Annotated in this window: 13 protein-coding genes and 1 tRNA gene; 9 read left to right on the top strand and 5 right to left on the bottom strand. The window is 50.5% G+C overall.

Going from position 1 to position 18880, the window contains the following annotated elements; genetic code table 11:
- Positions 1 to 189 precede the first annotated feature (189 nt).
- On the bottom strand, positions 190 to 1605 hold the full coding sequence (locus tag ACN0YN_RS14235) for a right-handed parallel beta-helix repeat-containing protein (protein ID WP_417385681.1): 1416 nt from the start codon (positions 1603 to 1605) through the stop codon (positions 190 to 192).
- Positions 1606 to 1847: 242 nt separating this feature from the next.
- Between ACN0YN_RS14235 and tadA the strand changes: the two genes are divergently transcribed.
- From tadA to ACN0YN_RS14215, 4 genes are all read left to right on the top strand, one after another.
- Complete coding sequence (gene tadA, locus ACN0YN_RS14230) at positions 1848 to 2363, top strand: tRNA adenosine(34) deaminase TadA (protein ID WP_417385680.1); 516 nt, start codon at positions 1848 to 1850, stop codon at positions 2361 to 2363.
- Between the two features lie 319 nt (positions 2364 to 2682).
- Positions 2683 to 2874 (top strand): carbon storage regulator, encoded by a 192-nt coding sequence (locus ACN0YN_RS14225; RefSeq protein ID WP_417385679.1) that lies wholly within the window; start codon positions 2683 to 2685, stop codon positions 2872 to 2874.
- A 239-nt stretch (positions 2875 to 3113) separates the two neighbouring features.
- A complete protein-coding gene (locus ACN0YN_RS14220) occupies positions 3114 to 3866 on the top strand; it encodes an isoprenyl transferase (protein WP_417385678.1) in 753 nt (250 codons plus the stop codon).
- A gap of 7 nt (positions 3867 to 3873) precedes the next feature.
- Positions 3874 to 4785: a phosphatidate cytidylyltransferase gene (locus ACN0YN_RS14215; protein ID WP_417385677.1), complete on the top strand. Its 912-nt coding sequence runs from the start codon at positions 3874 to 3876 to the stop codon at positions 4783 to 4785.
- On the opposite strand, the gene ACN0YN_RS14210 is transcribed toward ACN0YN_RS14215, so the two are convergent.
- Positions 4710 to 5354: a hypothetical protein gene (locus tag ACN0YN_RS14210; protein ID WP_417385676.1), complete on the bottom strand. Its 645-nt coding sequence runs from the start codon at positions 5352 to 5354 to the stop codon at positions 4710 to 4712. The genes ACN0YN_RS14215 and ACN0YN_RS14210 overlap by 76 nt on opposite strands.
- Positions 5355 to 5407: 53 nt before the next feature.
- A complete protein-coding gene (hisG, locus tag ACN0YN_RS14205; RefSeq protein ID WP_417385675.1) occupies positions 5408 to 6286 on the bottom strand; it encodes an ATP phosphoribosyltransferase in 879 nt (292 codons plus the stop codon).
- A gap of 458 nt (positions 6287 to 6744) precedes the next feature.
- Here hisG and cysC point away from each other — a divergent pair, with 458 nt between their 5' ends.
- Positions 6745 to 7359 carry an adenylyl-sulfate kinase gene (gene cysC, locus ACN0YN_RS14200; protein WP_154900872.1) on the top strand — a complete coding sequence of 205 codons (615 nt, stop codon included), beginning with the start codon at positions 6745 to 6747 and terminating at the stop codon, positions 7357 to 7359.
- A 243-nt stretch (positions 7360 to 7602) separates the two neighbouring features.
- Complete coding sequence (locus ACN0YN_RS14195; protein WP_417385674.1) at positions 7603 to 7860, top strand: hypothetical protein; 258 nt, start codon at positions 7603 to 7605, stop codon at positions 7858 to 7860.
- 6 nt (positions 7861 to 7866) lie between these two features.
- On the opposite strand, the gene ACN0YN_RS14190 is transcribed toward ACN0YN_RS14195, so the two are convergent.
- Positions 7867 to 9402: a sulfatase gene (locus ACN0YN_RS14190; protein ID WP_417385673.1), complete on the bottom strand. Its 1536-nt coding sequence runs from the start codon at positions 9400 to 9402 to the stop codon at positions 7867 to 7869.
- 1562 nt (positions 9403 to 10964) lie between these two features.
- A tRNA-Gln gene (locus ACN0YN_RS14185) sits at positions 10965 to 11035 on the bottom strand.
- A 232-nt stretch (positions 11036 to 11267) separates the two neighbouring features.
- On the opposite strand from ACN0YN_RS14185, the gene ACN0YN_RS14180 reads away from it, so the two are divergent.
- The 3 genes from ACN0YN_RS14180 (at position 11268) to ACN0YN_RS14170 (ending at position 18857) form a co-directional block, all read left to right on the top strand.
- Entirely contained in the window at positions 11268 to 12080 is an 813-nt protein-coding gene (locus ACN0YN_RS14180; protein ID WP_417385672.1) for a tetratricopeptide repeat protein, read from the top strand.
- A 56-nt stretch (positions 12081 to 12136) separates the two neighbouring features.
- The gene (locus tag ACN0YN_RS14175; RefSeq protein ID WP_417385671.1) at positions 12137 to 13516 is read left to right on the top strand and encodes a tetratricopeptide repeat protein; all 1380 of its coding nucleotides are present in this window, start codon (positions 12137 to 12139) and stop codon (positions 13514 to 13516) included.
- A 541-nt stretch (positions 13517 to 14057) separates the two neighbouring features.
- Positions 14058 to 18857 carry a right-handed parallel beta-helix repeat-containing protein gene (locus ACN0YN_RS14170; protein ID WP_417385670.1) on the top strand — a complete coding sequence of 1600 codons (4800 nt, stop codon included), beginning with the start codon at positions 14058 to 14060 and terminating at the stop codon, positions 18855 to 18857.
- Positions 18858 to 18880: the final 23 nt, after the last annotated feature.

Here is an 18880-nt window from a genome sequence, read left to right as displayed (position 1 = left end):
GAGCGACGAAATAAATAACAGGAATGACCGGAGAATTTCCAGTAGAAATCTCACCTGATCATTCTTTAGCGGGACCGATTTTCATGGCAGTACCCGAACCTGAGTCAAGCTGATTCAGATCGGACACAACATCTTATTTTGATGCGACGAAGAGGGCGCGGCTAGTGAACTTGAGACTCTATTTACAGATTACTTTTTATAAAGGTTGTTCACGATTTGATTATCCTTGCCGCCGATGATCTGGACGGCTTGAGCATCTTCGCTGCCTGGCAGATCGGTGCGAATCAGACAATCTGAAACGCGGCTGTCGGTCACGTTTTTCAACAGGAGTCCCGTGGTGGAGTAATCGAGGATTGTACAGCCGGTAATATTCATTCGTCGGGAATCACGAATTTCCAGCGCCGCTGTTACATCACCTGTGCCATTAATGTGATTGCCGCTAAGGGTGATTCCATCGCAGTTGGTCAACAACATACCGACCTGAGCCGTGGCACCATCTTTGTAGTGATAGCGGGGATTGCGATCGAGTACATTGTTGGAAATCAGAATGTTGTTGCAGTCATGGACGCGGATGTTATGGGTGTAACCTTTCCACATCGTGTTTCCGGTGACGGTGACGCCACGGGCACTCGTGATTTCGATATTGGTCTGCACATCGGAAAGCACGTTGTCGGCGATGGTGATATTACCGTCCCGGTGTTCGTCAGAATGCGGGCGGATCCAGGCATTTTCGTTGATGCGAATGTTCGCCGATCCGGGGGCATAGTGGTCGTGCTGAATCGTACAACCCACGATGGCGATTTCCCCGACCATTGCTCCTTCAGAGTCGATGAGTACGTTTGCTGCCGGCGGTGAATCTTTGCCACCCATGTTGCCTTCAATATCACAGGTGCCGATATGAATGTTGCGGATATCCCCTTTGTCGACAACCACACCACCACCTGCGTTATAAGAAATATGACAGCCAACGATATTCGACTGATGAATACTGACGTGATCGTAATAGACGCCAGCGCCGCGGTTCTCGTAAAGATGACAGTTCGAAACGATGACATTCCGGTTGCGTTTCACAAAGTGAATCGCATGCAGAGTGCGGCGGATCGTCAGGCGTGTGAGTGTGATCTGCATGGTGCCGGTCGCTTCCACGCCACAGGACTCCGGATGATCGCCGACAATTTCCAGTCCATCGACCAGCGGCGAACGCTGATTGAGCCAGACGTTTTCTTTGACGGTATCCGGACTGGCGGTTCCCTCATGTGTGCCAATGAATCGAAACGCAGGACCGGCCCCCGCCATGATAATGGTGGCCGTACCATCCGAACTGAGTGAGGTTGGTCCCAGTTGATCCAGGTCGATGTTAATCGTTTTGGTGATGCGGTAGACGCCTTTGGGGAAGGTGATCTGGCCGATTTTGGAATCGACGGCCCGCTGGAATGCAGCTGAGTCATCTGTCTTGCCGTCACCGGTGGCTCCAAAAGATTTGACAGTTGTTACGACTGCAGGCTGGACTGGCGCGGGACTGATTTGTGATTGACTGTCATCAGAAGAGTACAGCAGATAACCCAGAACCAGCAGTGTAGAAAGACAGATCAGAGTTCCACGCATGTGTCGTCACCTTGTTGTAGAGCAGGGGAGAAAATCGAGGATGTAAGTTCTTGTTACTATTTTAAGCAAGTTTACTATTGGATCACAAACGGACAGCCAGTATTCGAAGAAAGATTTCTTCAGGGAAAAAAGTCATAGCAGGTTTCAAGCTGGAACCTGATGGAAGCGACTTTATTTCCATACGGTTCTGGATTATGTTGTGCAGGATGGACCTTCCTTATTCTGATATGAGATGTAATGGCATGATTGATCGACCCGATGACTCCGAAATCTCTCCCGGCGACCGGGATCTGCTGCAGCTGCACACGCGCTGGATGCGATATGCCTATGATGAAGCTCGCGCCGCATTTGAAGAAGATGAAGTCCCCGTCGGTGCCGTGATTGTTTATCAGGATCGAATCATCGCTGCGGCGCATAATCAGCGTGAAATGTTGAGCGATCCCACAGCACATGCGGAAATGATTGCCATCACGCAGGCAGCGGAATCACTGGGAACCTGGCGACTGAGTGACTGTGTGCTGTATGTGACTCTTGAGCCCTGTCCCATGTGTGCCGGCGCGATTATTCAGTCACGATTACCCCTGGTCATTTATGGGACCCGCGATGAAAAAGCGGGCGCATGTCACTCGCTGTTTCAGATTACAAACGATGTCCGGCTGAATCATCAGAGTACGGTCATCAGCGGTGTGATGCAGGAAGAGTGCCGCGCGATTCTTCAGGAATTCTTTCGACGTAAACGTGCTGAAGGAAAAAAATGAAGCGTTTTATTTGTGATGTTTTAATGAAGTTCATTGCAAAATAAGAACAAACTTTCTGCGTCAGAATGACGGATGAAAAATGATACGGGATTGAGTCTCACTCGTGATTAATGAGCGAAAGAATCACGTAACTCATTTGTCAGATATGATGAAATGAATTTTGTCAAGTGAGATTCAGAGAAAAGAAACGTCATTAAAAATCGTTTCATTTTTTGATAACTTTCAGCTTGTCCTTCTGATTCGAGTTCGTCAGAATGTCCTTCACAATAACTATTCACAATTCACAGATTCAATTCTGAAATTTCTTTGAGGCGAGCGAATGCATATTATCTCTCGTGTTGCGAATGAGAGTATCCTCATTGGGGAACATACAATTGTTAAAGTACTTGAAGTGTGCGAGGATCGCGTCAAACTGTCCATTGAAACTCCAGGAGCGGAACCTGCCTATTGGGAGGAAACGGTGTATCTGGATCACTCAGAAGAATTAGAGTCTATGGAAATCAGTGGTTGAACCACTCTGTTAAGTGACTATCTGACCAGAGCTCACGATGGAGCGTGTCCAGTGAATGTCAGATTCGCTTTCTTTCTAGCAAGAAGCTGTGCTTTCCAGCCGCGCAGCCTTGGCGTTTGAGCTGAAATTTCTCACAATAGGCGTGTCAGTGTCTGATTCTGTCACTGCTGGTTGTGAAGTCAGCCGCCAGCCTACGGAACTGTCAGTCCAATTATCTAGCAATCACTGTGAGGCTTATTGTGCCCGCCATATCGGAACAGGATGGGGAGTCACTGGGGCTGGAATCTCAGCAACTGCCACGTCACATTGCGATCATCATGGATGGTAATGGCCGCTGGGCTTCTCGAAGGGGGTTTCCCCGCATCGAGGGGCATCGCCAGGGGGTAAACAGTGTGCGCACCGTTGTAGAAGAATCGACTCGACTGGGGATCGAACAACTTACGCTGTACTGCCTCAGCAGTGAAAACTGGAAACGACCGGCGCTGGAACTCAATCTGCTGATGCAGCTCTTGAAAAAGTTCGTCATCGGTGAACGTGAAGAGATTATGCGGCAGAATATCCGCTTCACGACCATCGGTCGACGCGACGATCTGCCCCGCGATGTTCTGGTGGAAGTTGATAAAACGATTCGCGAAAGTCAGGACAATACCGGGATGCAGCTCTGTCTGGCTTTGAACTACGGCAGTCGATCTGAAATTGTGGACGCCGTCAAATCGATCGTTGCTGAAGTTGAGCAGGGAAATTTGAAGCGGGAAGAGATCAATGAAGAAGTGATCTCCTCGCATCTTTATACCGCGGGTATGCCCGACCCTGATCTTGTGATCCGCACTGCAGGTGAAATGCGCGTCAGTAATTTTCTGTTATGGCAGATCAGCTATGCCGAACTGTGGGTGACTGATACCTACTGGCCTGACTTCAAAGTAACCGATTACTGGCAGGCACTGCGCGACTTTGCCGCCCGCGACCGCCGCTTTGGTGGGTTGAAAGGATAAACGCAGCATGCTGGGCTGGCGGTTACTCGTTTCTGTGATCCTGATTCCACTCCTGTTCGGTCTGTTTTATCTGGATCAGCGCGCGGGAACTTCTGCTCCTTATCTGTATGGTTTGTGTTGTCTGATTATTTTTCGCGGCTGCTGGGAGCTCACGCAACTCTTGACGGTCCGCAATCTGAAACCCGGTTACGCTATCACCAGTCTGCTTTCATTATTAATCTGTTCGCTGGCGTGGCTGCCCTATTTCGGTGACTCTGAGGCAGTCAGCGCGCAGAAGATTTCACTGGCACTGATGTCGGTCGGCTTTTCCATTTCGATTCTGCTGATCTTTCTGAAAGGCGCGATTCGCTTTCAGGAACCGGGAGAGAGTATGGAAACCATCGGGGCGGAAATTCTCTCCGTCGCCTACCTGGGATTCCTGCTGGCAATGCTGGCGGAACTGCGCTGGGTAGCAGGTCCCGAGACCGGTTACCTGGCGTTGGGTTCGCTGATCATCAGCGCCAAGATGGGAGACATTGGCGGGTACACGTTCGGTCGGTTATGGGGGAAGAAAAAACTGGTCCCGCGATTGAGCCCGGGGAAAACCTGGGTGGGAGGCTTCGGTGCGATTTTTGGTGCAGCGTTGGGATCACTGCTCTGGTTTCAATTCACGCCCGCTCTGTTTAATCCACTCTGGTCCGGCAGCAGCTGGTTCTGGGCGATCCTGTTTGGTGCCATCATTGGTCTGGTCGGACTGGTGGGGGACCTGTGTGAATCGCTCATCAAACGGGATGTCGGGAAAAAAGATTCCGCGGAACTCCTGCCCGGGTTTGGCGGCCTGCTCGATCTTCTGGACAGTCCGCTTTACGCCGGTCCTGTGGCGTTTGTACTCTGGAAACTGTTGCCACTGATTACGGTGGTTGCCGCGACCGGCAGTTGATCTGTTCGCAGATTGTACCAGCGTAAGGCGGGCAGCTGATTTGCGAGCGAAGGGAAGTATGCATCAACGGCTTCTGCAGCAGACAGTGTCGCGATCGTAGTATCAGCGGGAAGATCGATCGACTTCAGCAGAATCAGTTCTTCTGCGGGCCAGGTTAACGTGACCCAGGCAGAGATGGAGTCGCTGGTCACATCCCAGGAAGCAGGCAGGGGGGAGAACTCATTCGAGTCTGTCCGTTGCAGATACTGTTCTGCACACAGGATCGGAGTCCGATTCTGCAGCCACGCCTGCTCCGCGTCGTTCTGATTACAGACAATACAGGCGCCTGGCAGTAACTCGCACACAAGTCGTTCATTCAACTTCATCGCGGCAATCGCCAGCCAGTGTGACTCGGTAGCATCCAGTTGGTGAATGGTATCCCAGTGGCGTACCAGATCGGCGGCTCTGCCTCCTCCGCAGATCAACAGCGGTTTGCGATCTTGTAACTGTGCCAGAAACTCAGAGAGCCTGTCTTTCAGATCGGGGAGATCGAACAGGCTGCCTCCGAGTTTTAAGACACTGATCTTCATCCATTTCAATCCAGCGAAGAAAGCGGACGGTTGACTGTCTTAACCAGCGAGCGTCAGTCGATGATTTTGGAAATCTGGTATTCCACGATGCCACATGCGCCCGCTGCTTTCAGTTTGGGAACAATCGTGCGGACCACCGATTCTTCCATGATCGTACTGATGGCAACCCAGTCCGGATCGGAGAGGGAAGAAACGGTCGGCTTCTGTAATGCGGGAAGCAGGTTGAGCACTTCTTCCAGATCGGTGCGGACGACGTTCATCATCACACAGACTTTGCCTTCCGCAGCCAGACACGATTCCAGCATCATCGCGATGTTTTCCAGCTTCTCGCGTTTCCAGGGATCAGCGTAGGCCTGTTTGTTGGCGATGAACCGGGTCGTGCTCTGCATCAGCTCTTCGACAATCCGCAGGTTATTAGCCCGCAGTGAAGAACCGGTTTCGGTGACTTCGACAATTGCATCCGCCAGTTTGGGAGGTTTGACTTCTGTCGCTCCCCAGGAAAATTCCACGCTGGCTTTGACGCCATGCTTTTCAAGGTAGCGTTCCGTCATGCCAACGACTTCGGTGGCGATGCGTTTACCTTCGAGGTCTTTGACCGACTGGATGGGGGAATCTTCCGGCACACAGAGAACCCAGCGGACCGGACGGCGGCTGACTTTAGAGAACTGCAGTTCACAGATTTCCTCTACGTCGGCGTTGGTTTCCAGAATCCAGTCGTAACCGGTGATCCCTGCATCCAGGATTCCCTGATCGACATAGCGGGCCATCTCCTGTGCCCGGATCAGCAGGCACTCGATTTCGTCGTCGTCGATTGTCGGGTAATAGGAACGGGATGAAAATTTGATGACATAGCCGGCCCGTTTGAAGAGTTCAGCCGTCGATTCCTGTAAACTTCCCGCGGGAATACCGAGTTTTAAGACCTTGTCGGACATGGTTCCTGTGTTTCTGAATTCGATGGTTTAATGCGTAATGTGTATGGTATTAACAGTTTATGTGTATGATCCATCACCAGCCGGGAATGAATTGGCAGAGGGCGGTTCACCAGAGGGTGAATGATTTCTCCCCGCAAAATATCCCCTGCGCGTACTCTAACAGCTAAAAAACCGCAGTTCCAGTAGCCCGGAACGAGAATGTTCATAGAAAATCCCAATCAGTGGGCTTCCATCAAGAGTGCAGTTTCTCTAGGATCGTGCAAATATGCATTCAGGATACCCGATTCCAGCCCGGTTTTCACTGCTGGAACCCATGTGCATTCCCCGGAACGCCCCGGTATCCTCCCGGAGATTTGAATCCGAACAGCCACAGAGACGTATGAATCTGCCTCTGTTTCGGCTTAAAGATAGATTTCGTTTCCACAGATATTTTTTAATGAGTAAGGAGAAATTCCTCGATGGCCGAGCAAAAAGCCACTAACGTGACCTGGCATGATCACCGTGTAACCAAAGACGAACGCTGCAAACAGAATGGACACAAAGGCGCTGTCCTGTGGTTTACCGGTCTCAGTGGATCCGGCAAAAGTACGATCGCCAATACTGTCGATCACAAACTCTTCGAAATGGGCAAGCATACGTTTGTTCTGGATGGCGACAACATCCGCATGGGCCTGAACAAGAACCTCGGCTTCTCTCCCGAAGACCGTACCGAAAACATCCGCCGCATCGGTGAAGTTTCCAAACTCTACACCGACGCCGGAATTCTGGTGATGACCGCCTTCATTTCTCCTTACCGGGAAGACCGCGATCAGGTTCGTGAAATTATGGGTGATGGCGAATTCATCGAAGTCTACGTGAAAGCGTCTCTGGAAACCTGCGAAGGCCGCGATCCCAAAGGACTCTACAAGAAAGCCCGTGCCGGCGAGATCAAAGGTTTCACCGGTATCGATGCTCCTTACGAAGAACCAGAAAAAGCAGAACTGGTTCTGGATTCCGATGGCAAAGGCATTGATGACCTCGCAGACGAAGTCGTCGCCTTCCTCGAATCAAAAGGTTATCTGACCTACGCGTAAGTCGCGTTTGCAGATTGACGAGTGAAAAACAAAAAACCTCAGCCAGCGTATCATGCCGGTTGAGGTTTTTTTATGCACGATTGTTTCGTAAGTATCCTGATTTCGATTCAAATTCAGCAGGAAAAAGATCTTTATAGCTTACGGTGATACTCGGTGATATAATTCAGGGAGAACGGGAATGGACGGGTATTCTGGGTTCATAAACTTTTAAAATCGATTCTGCTTTTAGCATGAGATTCGTAAATGGCTCCCAAAATCACTGAAGAAATGCGACAGGCATTGAACCAGCAGCCGGATCGGCCTCTCAAAATTGAGGATGATCAGACGCAAAAGACTTATCTCTTAATCCCTCAGGAAAATTTCAGGCAATGGGTGGACGCTGAGTTACGTCGGGAATTGCAAATCGGCTTTGATCAAGCAGATGCGGGTGAGGTTGCAGAATGGGATCTGGAATCCATTCTATCGACCGCAAGGAGTTTACCATTAGCCGAAGAGCATTAGTCCCGTCTACTCGTCTTTCTTACTTTCAACCTTATAAGGTCCCAGTGCTGCGTCTTTCAGGAACCAGTCTTTCGGTCGGTTCTTCAGGTTTTCTGAATACACGCGAATGGCCCGTTCGTCCCAGAATTGGGGGATCGCAGGGTCTTCCGGAATGCGGCCTTTGTCGTCGATTTCCTCCATCCAGCTATTCAACGCTGACGCCAGTCGCTGCTTGACTTTCTGGTAGTCAGGGGAGTCGGCCAGGTTATTGGTTTCCCAGGGATCCTGTTTTAAATCATACAACTCTTCTTCGGGTCGCGTCTCTGCCATCAGTTTCAAAGGCGGTCCGGTCAGTTCGCCTCTACTGTGTAAGTCTCTTAAGAGGCCAATGATCGGATACGACTTTTCCTTGTAGCGATTGATCTGCAGGAAGGGCCGTTCGGGGTACTTGTTTCGCAGGTAGCGATATTGTTTATCCCGCACCGTACGAATATGGAACACCGTTTCATCGCCTCGATCCCGTCCGCCAAACAGATATTCGCGTGGCGGCTCTGCCTGTGCACCCAGGAAGACCTGCCCCTGCATTTTTTCCGGCTTGGTGATGCCGGCGACCGCTAAAGAGGTGGCACTCAAATCGATGGACGAAATGAGCTGCTCACTTTTTTGACCGCGCTCGTAATGTGCGGGAACGGGTAAATCTGAATTTCCTTCAGGCCAGTAAATGATCAGCGGAATATGCAGGCCGCTGTCGTAAGGCCACTGTTTGCCGCGGGGCATTGCCCGGCCATGATCGCCCAGAAAAACCACAATCGTATTCTTGTCGAGTTTGTCCCGCTTCAGTAAGTCCATGATGAAGGCGACTTTTTTATCCACCGCCATCACCGCATTCAGATACTGAGCCCAGATCCCGCGCGTGACGGCATGATCGGGATAGTAAGGGGGAATCTCCACTTTCGCAGGGTCCGCCTGGTAGTCGATGTGTTCGTGAGACACATTCCAGGCACCGCCGCGATGGGTCTCTGAAAAATTGATCTGGGCATAGAACGGCTGATGCTGTTTCAGTTCGTCCCAGTCCTTGAGGTCGAACGGCTGTTTCCCTTTGGGGTACGTGAAGTTCCAGTCGGTCTTGCCTGTCCCCTTATAAAACTTCGCCAGCTTTTTGTCGTTCGTCAGATTTTTAATATTCGCCGTCGTATAGCCGGCGGGACGGAACCAGTCAGTGATGACTCGCACGCCTGCAGGCAGAGGATTGGTACCATCCCGGTGGGAACGATGGTTCTGAGCATCGATGGACATCGCATACATGCCTGTCATGAACGACGAACGACTGGTCGAGCAGACTGGTGTCACTGTGAAGGCATTCTTGAACAGCATGCCATTGTTTGCCAGTCGATCCAGTGTTGGCGTTTTGACTTCCGGCGTTCCGTAACAGCCCAGTTCCGGGCCCATGTCTTCGGCGATGATCCACAGAATATTCGGTCGCTGGTCAGCAGCCTGTACCGTGGGGCCGAAGCAGAGAAGCAGGAGAATCAGTATGGTGAGCGCTGGGATCAATCGATGCATGGAAAAGACTCTTTACAAATAGAACTCAGTGGAACGAATCAAACGATATTGTATGGTTTATCATCAGCGATCAAACAGGGATTGTCAATTATCTGCTGGTTTTCAGTGAACAGCAGCCACCCAATGCAGGCTGAAACTGGTGTTGTTCGGACATCTGGTGAAAACTCTGATCTGTCTCCTGCTCATTTTCGACTTGACTCCGCCGCGCCAAAGGCGATAAACGCTGATCTGAGTCGCGCGCGTGCCCAGTTTACAGTGCACTGAAACACGCGACAGTTGTTCTGGAACTTCACCGTAAAACAGTCGGTTTTTTCCAGATTAGCAGTTCGCATAATAACACCGGTTCCCAATGTATGCCTGCGGGTCGCCACACATCGCAGAGCATGACCACAGAACCGCCCCGGCGTCGCAGCAGATCGGACCTCTGTCAACCTGTATCGCCACCCGATTCTGTTCATCCCCCCTTGACTCTGCCACGCCCCTGCATAAGATTTTTCCTCGATCAAGGAAAACAACGTGATCCTGGAGTCCGCCCACTGGCAACATTCATCAAGAAAATAATTATCAAAACGATCCATCACTCTCACTCGTTACCTGTTCTAAAAGGCCACATGAAAAGTTCGTGTCTTTTCGTACTTATCGTGGTAGTAAAAAAACAAAAAAGCAAATGCCCTGGTGGCACAGTTGGCTTGCCCACGGGTGCCCGAAAAACCAGTTCTCGCTCCTGAAGCAGGGGGAGGTCCGAATGCAGTAAGCATGAGGTTGCTTCTACCACGTTCCTTTCAGAATCGGTCTGCCTCTACACTTTGGCACGGCCTGACAAGCAGGTCCGTGGCACCCGGTAACTTTATTAATTCTTAATTCTGACCTATCGGATCAGTTGTCCGGGTGCCATCTGTCGGCTTGTCCGACAGTGCTGAAAGCCAGGCTCCCTCACCAGACTCACATCACATTTTAAAAGAAATGCTCGAGTCCCCCGCAGATGAAAATCCCGAACCACGAAATACAGATCATGGGTAGCCCCGGATGCAATCCGGGGTTGTCGCAGACAACAGGAAACTGTCAGTGAAATCGCCCAATCCGGTTCCAGATCACCAACCTGCTCTGCGGTAGGGGCGGGACCCATGTGTCCGCCCGCCTGGCGAGTATCGCCCTGGTATCAAACCACAATGGGAATCGATGAAACGCTCGAAATGATTTTTTCTACCACGAAAAGACACGAAACCGCACGAAAGTAAAAAGTGGCTAAGCCCGAATGCAATTCGGGCCGAGCGGAGCGAGCAGGAGGTCACAGCTGCCGCATTCGTTCCAGAACCGGGCGTCCTATACTATCCCGGCACGGCCGGACGAGCCGGACCGTGGCACACGGTAACCTTTCTTGTATTTGTGTTTATCCTCATTGTATCGCTTCGGTCGGGTGACACTGTTGGCTTGCTATTTAGACCGGACACATGATACACAACCGTTCGGACACATGGGTAACACTCGCGTCAACAGTGGTCTGTTTTCCTGCAGGGAATAAAAAAACGTCCTGAACCAACTGGGGTTCAGGACGTTTGAAGTTGCCCGACTAGGATTCGAACCTAGACTAAATGAGTCAGAGTCATTCGTGCTACCGTTACACTATCAGGCAATAAATGGGAGTGACTCCGCTAGCTAAGCTGTGCAGGCATCATCACTTGTAGCACTAGGGGGTATTATACGAAAATTTCTCGGTTCGCCAAGTCGATCGGGGAGAGAATTTTCTATTCTTTTCAGTCTGTTTCACACTTTTAAGCCGTTTGCGAGTATGACAGTATATAAACAGGACCGGTTCACCGGAATCGGCGTCCCCTCATGGTCTTTTCCCGGAAAGCGAAGCATTGATGCGATACTGGTTTTTACGAAGTGGCCTGTGGTGTGCTGTAGGCCTGGTCTCGGTTCTGGGGACGAATTACGCAGACGAACCATCAGCCAGATCCGATACGAGGCAGGAAGCCGCCCAACTTAAGCTCAAACTGCAACAGCAGATTGAACAGCTTTCAGATCAAATCCAGCAGACACCCGGCGAGACCGCCCTCTATTCCCGTCGCGGAGACGCGTATTTCTTTAACGGAAATTTCAAGGCCGCAGTCGCCGATTATGACAAAATGGTTGAGCTGAACCCTTCCATTTCTGCCTCTCACTGGAGACGGGGCATCGCCTGTTACTATGCAAAGCAGTACACAGCAGCGGCGAAGCAGTTTGAAATTTATCATTCGTTCGATAACGTCGATCGCGAGAACGGCATCTGGCGGTACTTTTCTCAGTACAAGGCCAAAGGAGCAGCCGCGGCGCAACAGGGGCTGCTGAAATATGAAAAAGATGATCGCGAACCATTTCCCGATCTGTATCGGATGTTTCAGGGGAAAACGACTCCCGAGACCGTTTTGAAAAATATTGAGACTGCGGAGATCGATGCCGGGGAACGCAGTAAACGCTATTTTTATGCGTATCTTTATATTGGCTTGAACGAATCATTGCTCGGTCATCAGCAGCAGGCGCAATCGTATCTCAAAAAGTCTGTTGCGAACGACTGGGGCCCGGTTGCCGGTTTTGGGCCGAATTATATGTGGCATACCGGGCGGCTTGAGTTACAATTGATCAAAGGGCCAGATTCTGGATCTGAGAAGAAACCAGGGTCGAAATCAGAAAAATAGATTTTGTCAGTTCTCCAAAGTCTGTCTTGCCAGGAACTTGAAGGGACCCCGCCAAAATGAACCGCAACCGGTCTGCCTGCTGTCTTGCATTTTTTCTGGTGATCTTCATCACCGCTTTTCTGCCTCGAGACGTTTGCCGGGCTCAAGATACTCCTGAAGCCAAGCCGGAAACCCCGTCCGCCGAAACGCTGGAAAAACGAAAAGCAGCATTGGCTCATGCACAGCAGGGGCAGGCAATGCTCAAGCAGAAAGACTGGAAAGGGGCGATCACCGAATTCGAAAAATCAATCGAATTACAGCCTGAAAACAGCATGTTGCACTATCTGCTGGCCGTTGCTTACCTCGAAGATTCCCAGGCCAGTAAAAGCTGGGTTGAGATCCGCAAAGCGGTTCTTCTGGATGCGGATAACAAACGTGCCATCCAGGACTTTCTCAAATTCTGGAGTTTTTTCGATCGCAAAGGGATCCTCAATGTCGGCACGCCGGAAGTCGAAGTGCTGAAACTCCTGGGAAAACCCGATGCGCAAAGGGATAAGAAAGAGGAAACCCGTTTGACTTACGGGTTTATGTGGCTCTCCTTCCGTAATGCCAGTCTGTATGCTTTGATTGACACACGGGGGTTGTCGGCGAAATTCATGACGGCAGAGAAGTCCATGAAATTTCATCTGGGGGCTCCCTGGAGGGAGGGGTACCGCATGATGAATTCGACGAATGCGCTGACCGAATATGTACTCCCGGATGAGACCGTCCAGAATTATCAGCAGCTGTTTTCCACGCAACGACTGTTCAAACTTGGCGAGCAGCTGTCTGCCAGGGAAATGATGAATCGCATGAAGGCTCTGCTCGAGAAGTCACATCAGGTGGAAGAATGGAATGTGATTGAGGACGGCGAGAATGATATTTTGTATGAATGGCGGGTTGCGAAAAGTGATAAAACACCCGCCCAGCATGAGATCAGCAGACTGGTACGTGGCTCACGCGACATGCACCGGCTGGGATATGTCACACGCAAACTACCTCTCAAAGCAGAGGATCGTGAGCTATGGATCAATAAACTGAAATCAGCGGAACTGATATTGGCCCATCCTGAAACAGCCAGACTGACGGACGAACAGAAACAGGAACTGGCAAATCAGTTGAAACTGAAAGCGAGAGAGGTGATCGAGAAACAGCTGCAGTATATCCGCGCGGGAGATGTGGCTTCGATGCAGCCTTATTTCACGGAACGGGTCAGAAAGCTGGTTACAAAAGCAGCACTCGATCAGGCAAAAGAACAGGCCGAATCTGCCACTCCGGAAGACCTGGTCCATAGCATCGAAATGCTGGATGTGGACGGGACTCTGCATGCAAAAATTATGATGAAAAATGGCCGTACGTTGACGACGCTGATCCCCGTCAACGGAAAATGGGAAGCCGACACAATCTGGTTTAAGTAAGCGTCACAGTCGCTTTCAAAGATCCTAAACAACCCATGTTGTGCGGAATGGCGGACCGTTACCACTGGAAGTGGACATGGGAATATTGATTGGTCCCTGGCAAGGGCATTTTACAGCCCAAAAATCTTGATTAATTTTTTAATCAAATTGCTCAATGGATCGCCTCGGCAGGGCGCGCTAAGAAACTTTCTAAGGTACTGAAACATAAATACTTGCGCTTTGTTAAGAGCGGCACGGTTTCAGTTCTTCTCCTCTACGTTTTCTTACCACCGCTACGATTAGCATATTTCGTCTCAACTTCACAATGCGATTATTCCGAAAGATCAGAATAACCGCTTGTACCCGGATAATCGGAAAAGTTTCACATCCGACCGGGGACAAGGGGGAGATCAGTTCGGGAACGACCCGCCTGTTCGCCTCGACCGGTTTTGCAGACTCAGGATCAGACATCCTGAGCGTGCAAGTTCGGGAGAGGATAAGGAACGAAGTTGATCGTCTGAAATCGTAAGAGACGAGTTACACATCGACGTTGGAGCATTCGATGAACAAATTAAGTGTCAGCCTGGCCTGCTTCTTTTTAGCCTCTCAGTACGTACTGGTGTCTGCTTTCGCAGATCCTGATACGTCTGAAGGTAATCAAACAGAAGGACGAGTGACAATTGGTGAGCCGGCAGGTTCTGCAATTGTAGGGAACGTTTCTTCTGGTGTATTCAGGCATGATTTCATTCCTGACAACACAGTCCAGACAAATCACGTTCCCGGATTCACCACCATGAAGGATGTGAGTTATCAGGATAACCTGCAGGGATATGCTCCCTACAGATGGCCTGCTCCACAAACCATGGAAGTGAATGAATTCGTCGATAATGGTGCCGGCTATCAGCCCATGGACATCGATGCATTTCATCCCATCTTCCGCCTCGACAAAGGCATTGGTGGCGGTATCGGTTATGATGATGGTTACTCCAATCTGGGTGTTCTGTTGCCATTTACGATTAACCCCGAACAAAGCATGCTCTTCCTGGATTTACGGGCCATGGTGACTGACCAGGGAGCCGGCGGTGTCAACCTTGGTGCCGGGTGGCGTGCCTACAGCGAAAACCTGGATAAAATTTTCACCTTCGCAGGCTGGTACGACTACGATGACGGACACTATCAGGATTACCACCAGATTGGTTTGAGTGGTGAAGTCATCGGCCAGTATCTGACAACGCGCATTAACGGTTATTTTCCGATCAATAACAATGAGATCATTATCTCTAACAATCTGTCTGGAAGTGCTTACTTCCAGTCGAATCGAATTTATCTGAATCGAACACGACGATCAGAATCATCTTATGGTGGTGTCGACGCGGAAGTCGGTGGTCCACTGCCGGTCCTGGGTAAATTCGGCATCGATGGTTATGTCGGGGGATACTACTACAACTCAGATAACGACAAGAGTGCTGCCGGTGCCAAGTTCCGTGCAGAAGCGAATATCAATGACTGGTGGCAGATGAGTGTCAGCTATGCCAAGGACTCTGTTTTCGGTTCCAACGCCTGGATGAATGTAACGCTCTCGATTCCGGAAGGTCGTTCTGACAAATGGATGCGTCCGAAAACGCTGCAGCAGCGTATGTATCAGCCTATGAATCGTAACTACCGCGTTGTGGCCAACGTGAAAGAGACCACAACGACCGAGCTCGCGATCAATCCGGATGACGGCCTGCCTTACACAGTAGCACACATTGATCCGGATTTCGGTGCGGTCGGAGATGGTACGTATGAAACACCATTCGGTTCGGTTGCCGCCTATAACGCATCTCCACCAACTTCAACAACAGACATCATCTTCGTACAGGACGGTAACGAACTGAACCTGGATGGTCAGATTGTGCTGCTGGACAATGGTGGCGGTATCGGTGGTGTCACCGGTCAGCGTCTGTTGAGTGAAGCGGTAGAACACTCATTTAATACGCTGGATAACGACGGAAATGTCGTCAGCATTACTCTGCCTGGATACAATCCTGCTGCCAGCCGTCCTACTCTGACAAACTTAAGCGGTGCCGGCGGCTCAGCTGGAGCGGTTGTCGTTGGTCAGGGTGGTGCCTGGGAAGTTTCCGGTTTCAATATCAGTGGTGCCCGGACTGCAGGCACACCGCATAATGATGGTATCTACTCAGCGGGAACACGCGGATTTGACATCAATCGCAACACCTTTGTACTGTTTAACCGCGGTATCGATGTCACCAATACAGCCACCGAAACCGGTGTGGTTTCCAGCAACACCTTCTCTGGCGATGGTGTGAACTCGCTCCACGGTGCCCGGATCACACAAACTGCAGGTACGATGGAGCTGTCGTTCATGGACAACTCTGCGACGAATGTACTGGGGGTGACGCCTCCTGGGACTGGGGTCGGGTTTGAAATTATCGCAAATGCAGGAAGTTCTATTGACGGAGTCGGAACCGCTGCAGACGGCGTGACTTCACTGGGGATCACTGGAAATACTGGGAGTACCAATGGTACCGGTATGATTATTACAGCTGACGCCGCATCCTCGATTGTGACCGATTTCTCCTCCAATACCTTCAGTAGCAATACGAATGCCACCACCAGTGGTTTAGTCGTCAATTCTAATTCAAGTACCGTTACCTTTAACAGCTTTGATACCATTACTGCCAGCAACAATGCCGGAAATGGTATTGCCTTTAATACCACTGCAACCGGTACTCTGTCTGCCTTGTCAGATGGTGGAGATAATCTGGGGATGACCAACATCAACGCCAGCAACAACGGTGTTGACGGTTTTGTGGCGACTTCAGATGGTGCCGGTTCGACAACCAATCTGAATATCGGTAATATCAACTCGACCACGAATATATTCAGCAGCAACGGACAGAACGGTATCAGCCTGGTCACAACTAACGATGGTGCCATCAATGGTAGTGTCGTTAATAACACCGCGACCGGGAACGGCCAGGATGGTTTAGCCTTTACACTGACCACAGGGACGATTGATCTGACTGCCTATGGTTCACCTTCCATTGGCAACAACACATTCACAGGTAACACCCGACACGGGATGAGCATTGTGAACAACACGGGTGGTACCTTCACCACCGCTCTGATCTCATCCAACGACTTCAGCGACAATACTGAAGCTGGCATGTTTATCGGAGGTGCCGCTCTGGGCGGAACCAGTACTGCAGTCAATACTCTGGGCAGCATCGATTCCAACAATTTCAACCGCACGACGCTCGGTACATATGGTATCCTGTTTGATTCCAGCGATGTCCGGACTACCGCCACGATCACTTCAAATACATTCATCGGACGTGCCCCTAACCTGCCCGATGCAGGAGCCGGTCCTGGTGTCGGTGGTACAGTCACCGGTACAACCACCGTCGGTGGTAACGGTGGTGTGAACCTGACCTTTGGTAACCTGGCGTCTATTGACAACTCGGAAATCAATACTTTCCAGGACAACGGTGATGCTCATATCGGTCTCGTCATGGAAGGGAATACGGTCAATACTGTGAACGCAGACCAGCACGACTTTAACACCACGGTAGATACCACCGTCAACACTGACTTCGACGGACAGGGCGTGGGCTTTATCATGCGTGATACTGCAACCATCACCGGTACTTTTCAGCGTAACACCTTCCAGAACAACGCAGCGTCCGGATTGTACTTTAATGTGACCGGTAATAACGGTGCTGACTTCGCTCAGATCCTCAATCTCAATGTCGGTACGGGTACGGAAGAATTCGGAAACACATTCACCGGAAACGGCGGCAGTGGTCTGGAAGTCATTCGTACCGGGAACGGTGTCGTGTCTAATTTCAATGTCCTGTTTAACACCTTTACTTCCAATACCCTGGACGGGATCAGCCTGACTGCGGCGAATGCCAATATCACTGATACCTATACAATCAATGATAACACCATCACCGGAAATACTGAGAACGGTGTTGATATCAGTGTGCAGGCTGATGCAGTGTTACAGGCAAACATGGCTCGTAACACGATCACAGGAAACACTCAAAATGGTATCCGTACGACAGAAATGACGGGTGACCCCTCCGATTTACGCAGCGTAACAGGAACGTGGGTTGCCAACACCATCAGCGGCAATACCTTGAATGGTATTGATCTGTCTGCTGCCTCCAATGGTTTGGTGATCGGCGGTGCCGGAGCAAATCGTAATACCATCCAGAATAACGGTGTCGATGGTGTGAACATCGATGGTGCCGGATCTGTTACACTCAATAATAACCTGATTTCCAACAACGTGTTACACGGTATCGATATGAATCTGGTAGGTACCAATAACATCACCATCACAAATAACGATATTACAATGAATGGTGGTGATGGTATTGAGTTTACGAATGTCAATTCTGGCCCCAGCTATACTTTGACAATCGAAGACAACATCATTGACTTTAACCAGGGACGTGGTTTTGACCTCCTGGCTAAGTCAGGCGGGAACAATTTCCAGACGAACATCAGTGTAGAGTTCAATAGAAACGTTGTTAACAGGAATACACTTGAAGGGGTTTATGTGGTTTACACATCCTCAGCAAATCAGACGCAGGATGTCTCCGCAAATACGGCTCTCCTGGCTGATGGTGGTCTCTTTCGCGATCTGCGTTTGAGATTGAATATGGATAGCAACGAGATTCTGGCTAACGGATCTGCTGGGGCCTTCAGCAGCACAGGTCTGGTTGTTCGCGTCGGTACATCAAATGCCAGTAACAGTATCTCCGACGATGGCGGGTTTGCCAGTGATGGCGCCGGGAACTTTACTCGCTCCGGTGTGATCATGGAAGTTACCAATAATACTTTAACAGGTAACTTCGGGTCAGACGCCTACTTTGAATCGTTCGTCTCAACAGTTGACCCGGCTGCGACAGCAGGGACCTGGGGGAATACCAATGATCCGACTGTGATTACCACCTTCCAGAGCGATCCACTGGCTCGTCTGGACTTGAGCTGGGATAACAATACGACCATTGCTACGGATGCAAACAATTCCGGGGCGTTCTACGACGTCACAGATGCTTTCAAATCGCGTCTCAATTCATTGGCAAACAGCCCGGGACCGTTTAATAATACCGACCGTGCTCGTAATGCACAGCGTCAGGCAGCTCGCATTGCCAACCTGAATGCACCAGGGGCAGGAACGTTCCTCTACTCTGGTACCGGAGCAAGTACCTTCCGTGTTGACGGTTCACTTGATACGGCACCCTTCATTCTTGACGATAACCCGTTTCTTGTCACACCGAACGATGCTAATGGTATCATCCTTGGTAATGACATCGGTGAACTGCCCTTCGGTTGGGGACAATTCTAAGATCACGACCTCTGGTCTGATCT

Source organism: Gimesia sp., from assembly GCF_048260065.1.
Taxonomy (GTDB): domain Bacteria; phylum Planctomycetota; class Planctomycetia; order Planctomycetales; family Planctomycetaceae; genus Gimesia.
This window is presented reverse-complemented; position numbering and strand designations above follow the sequence as displayed.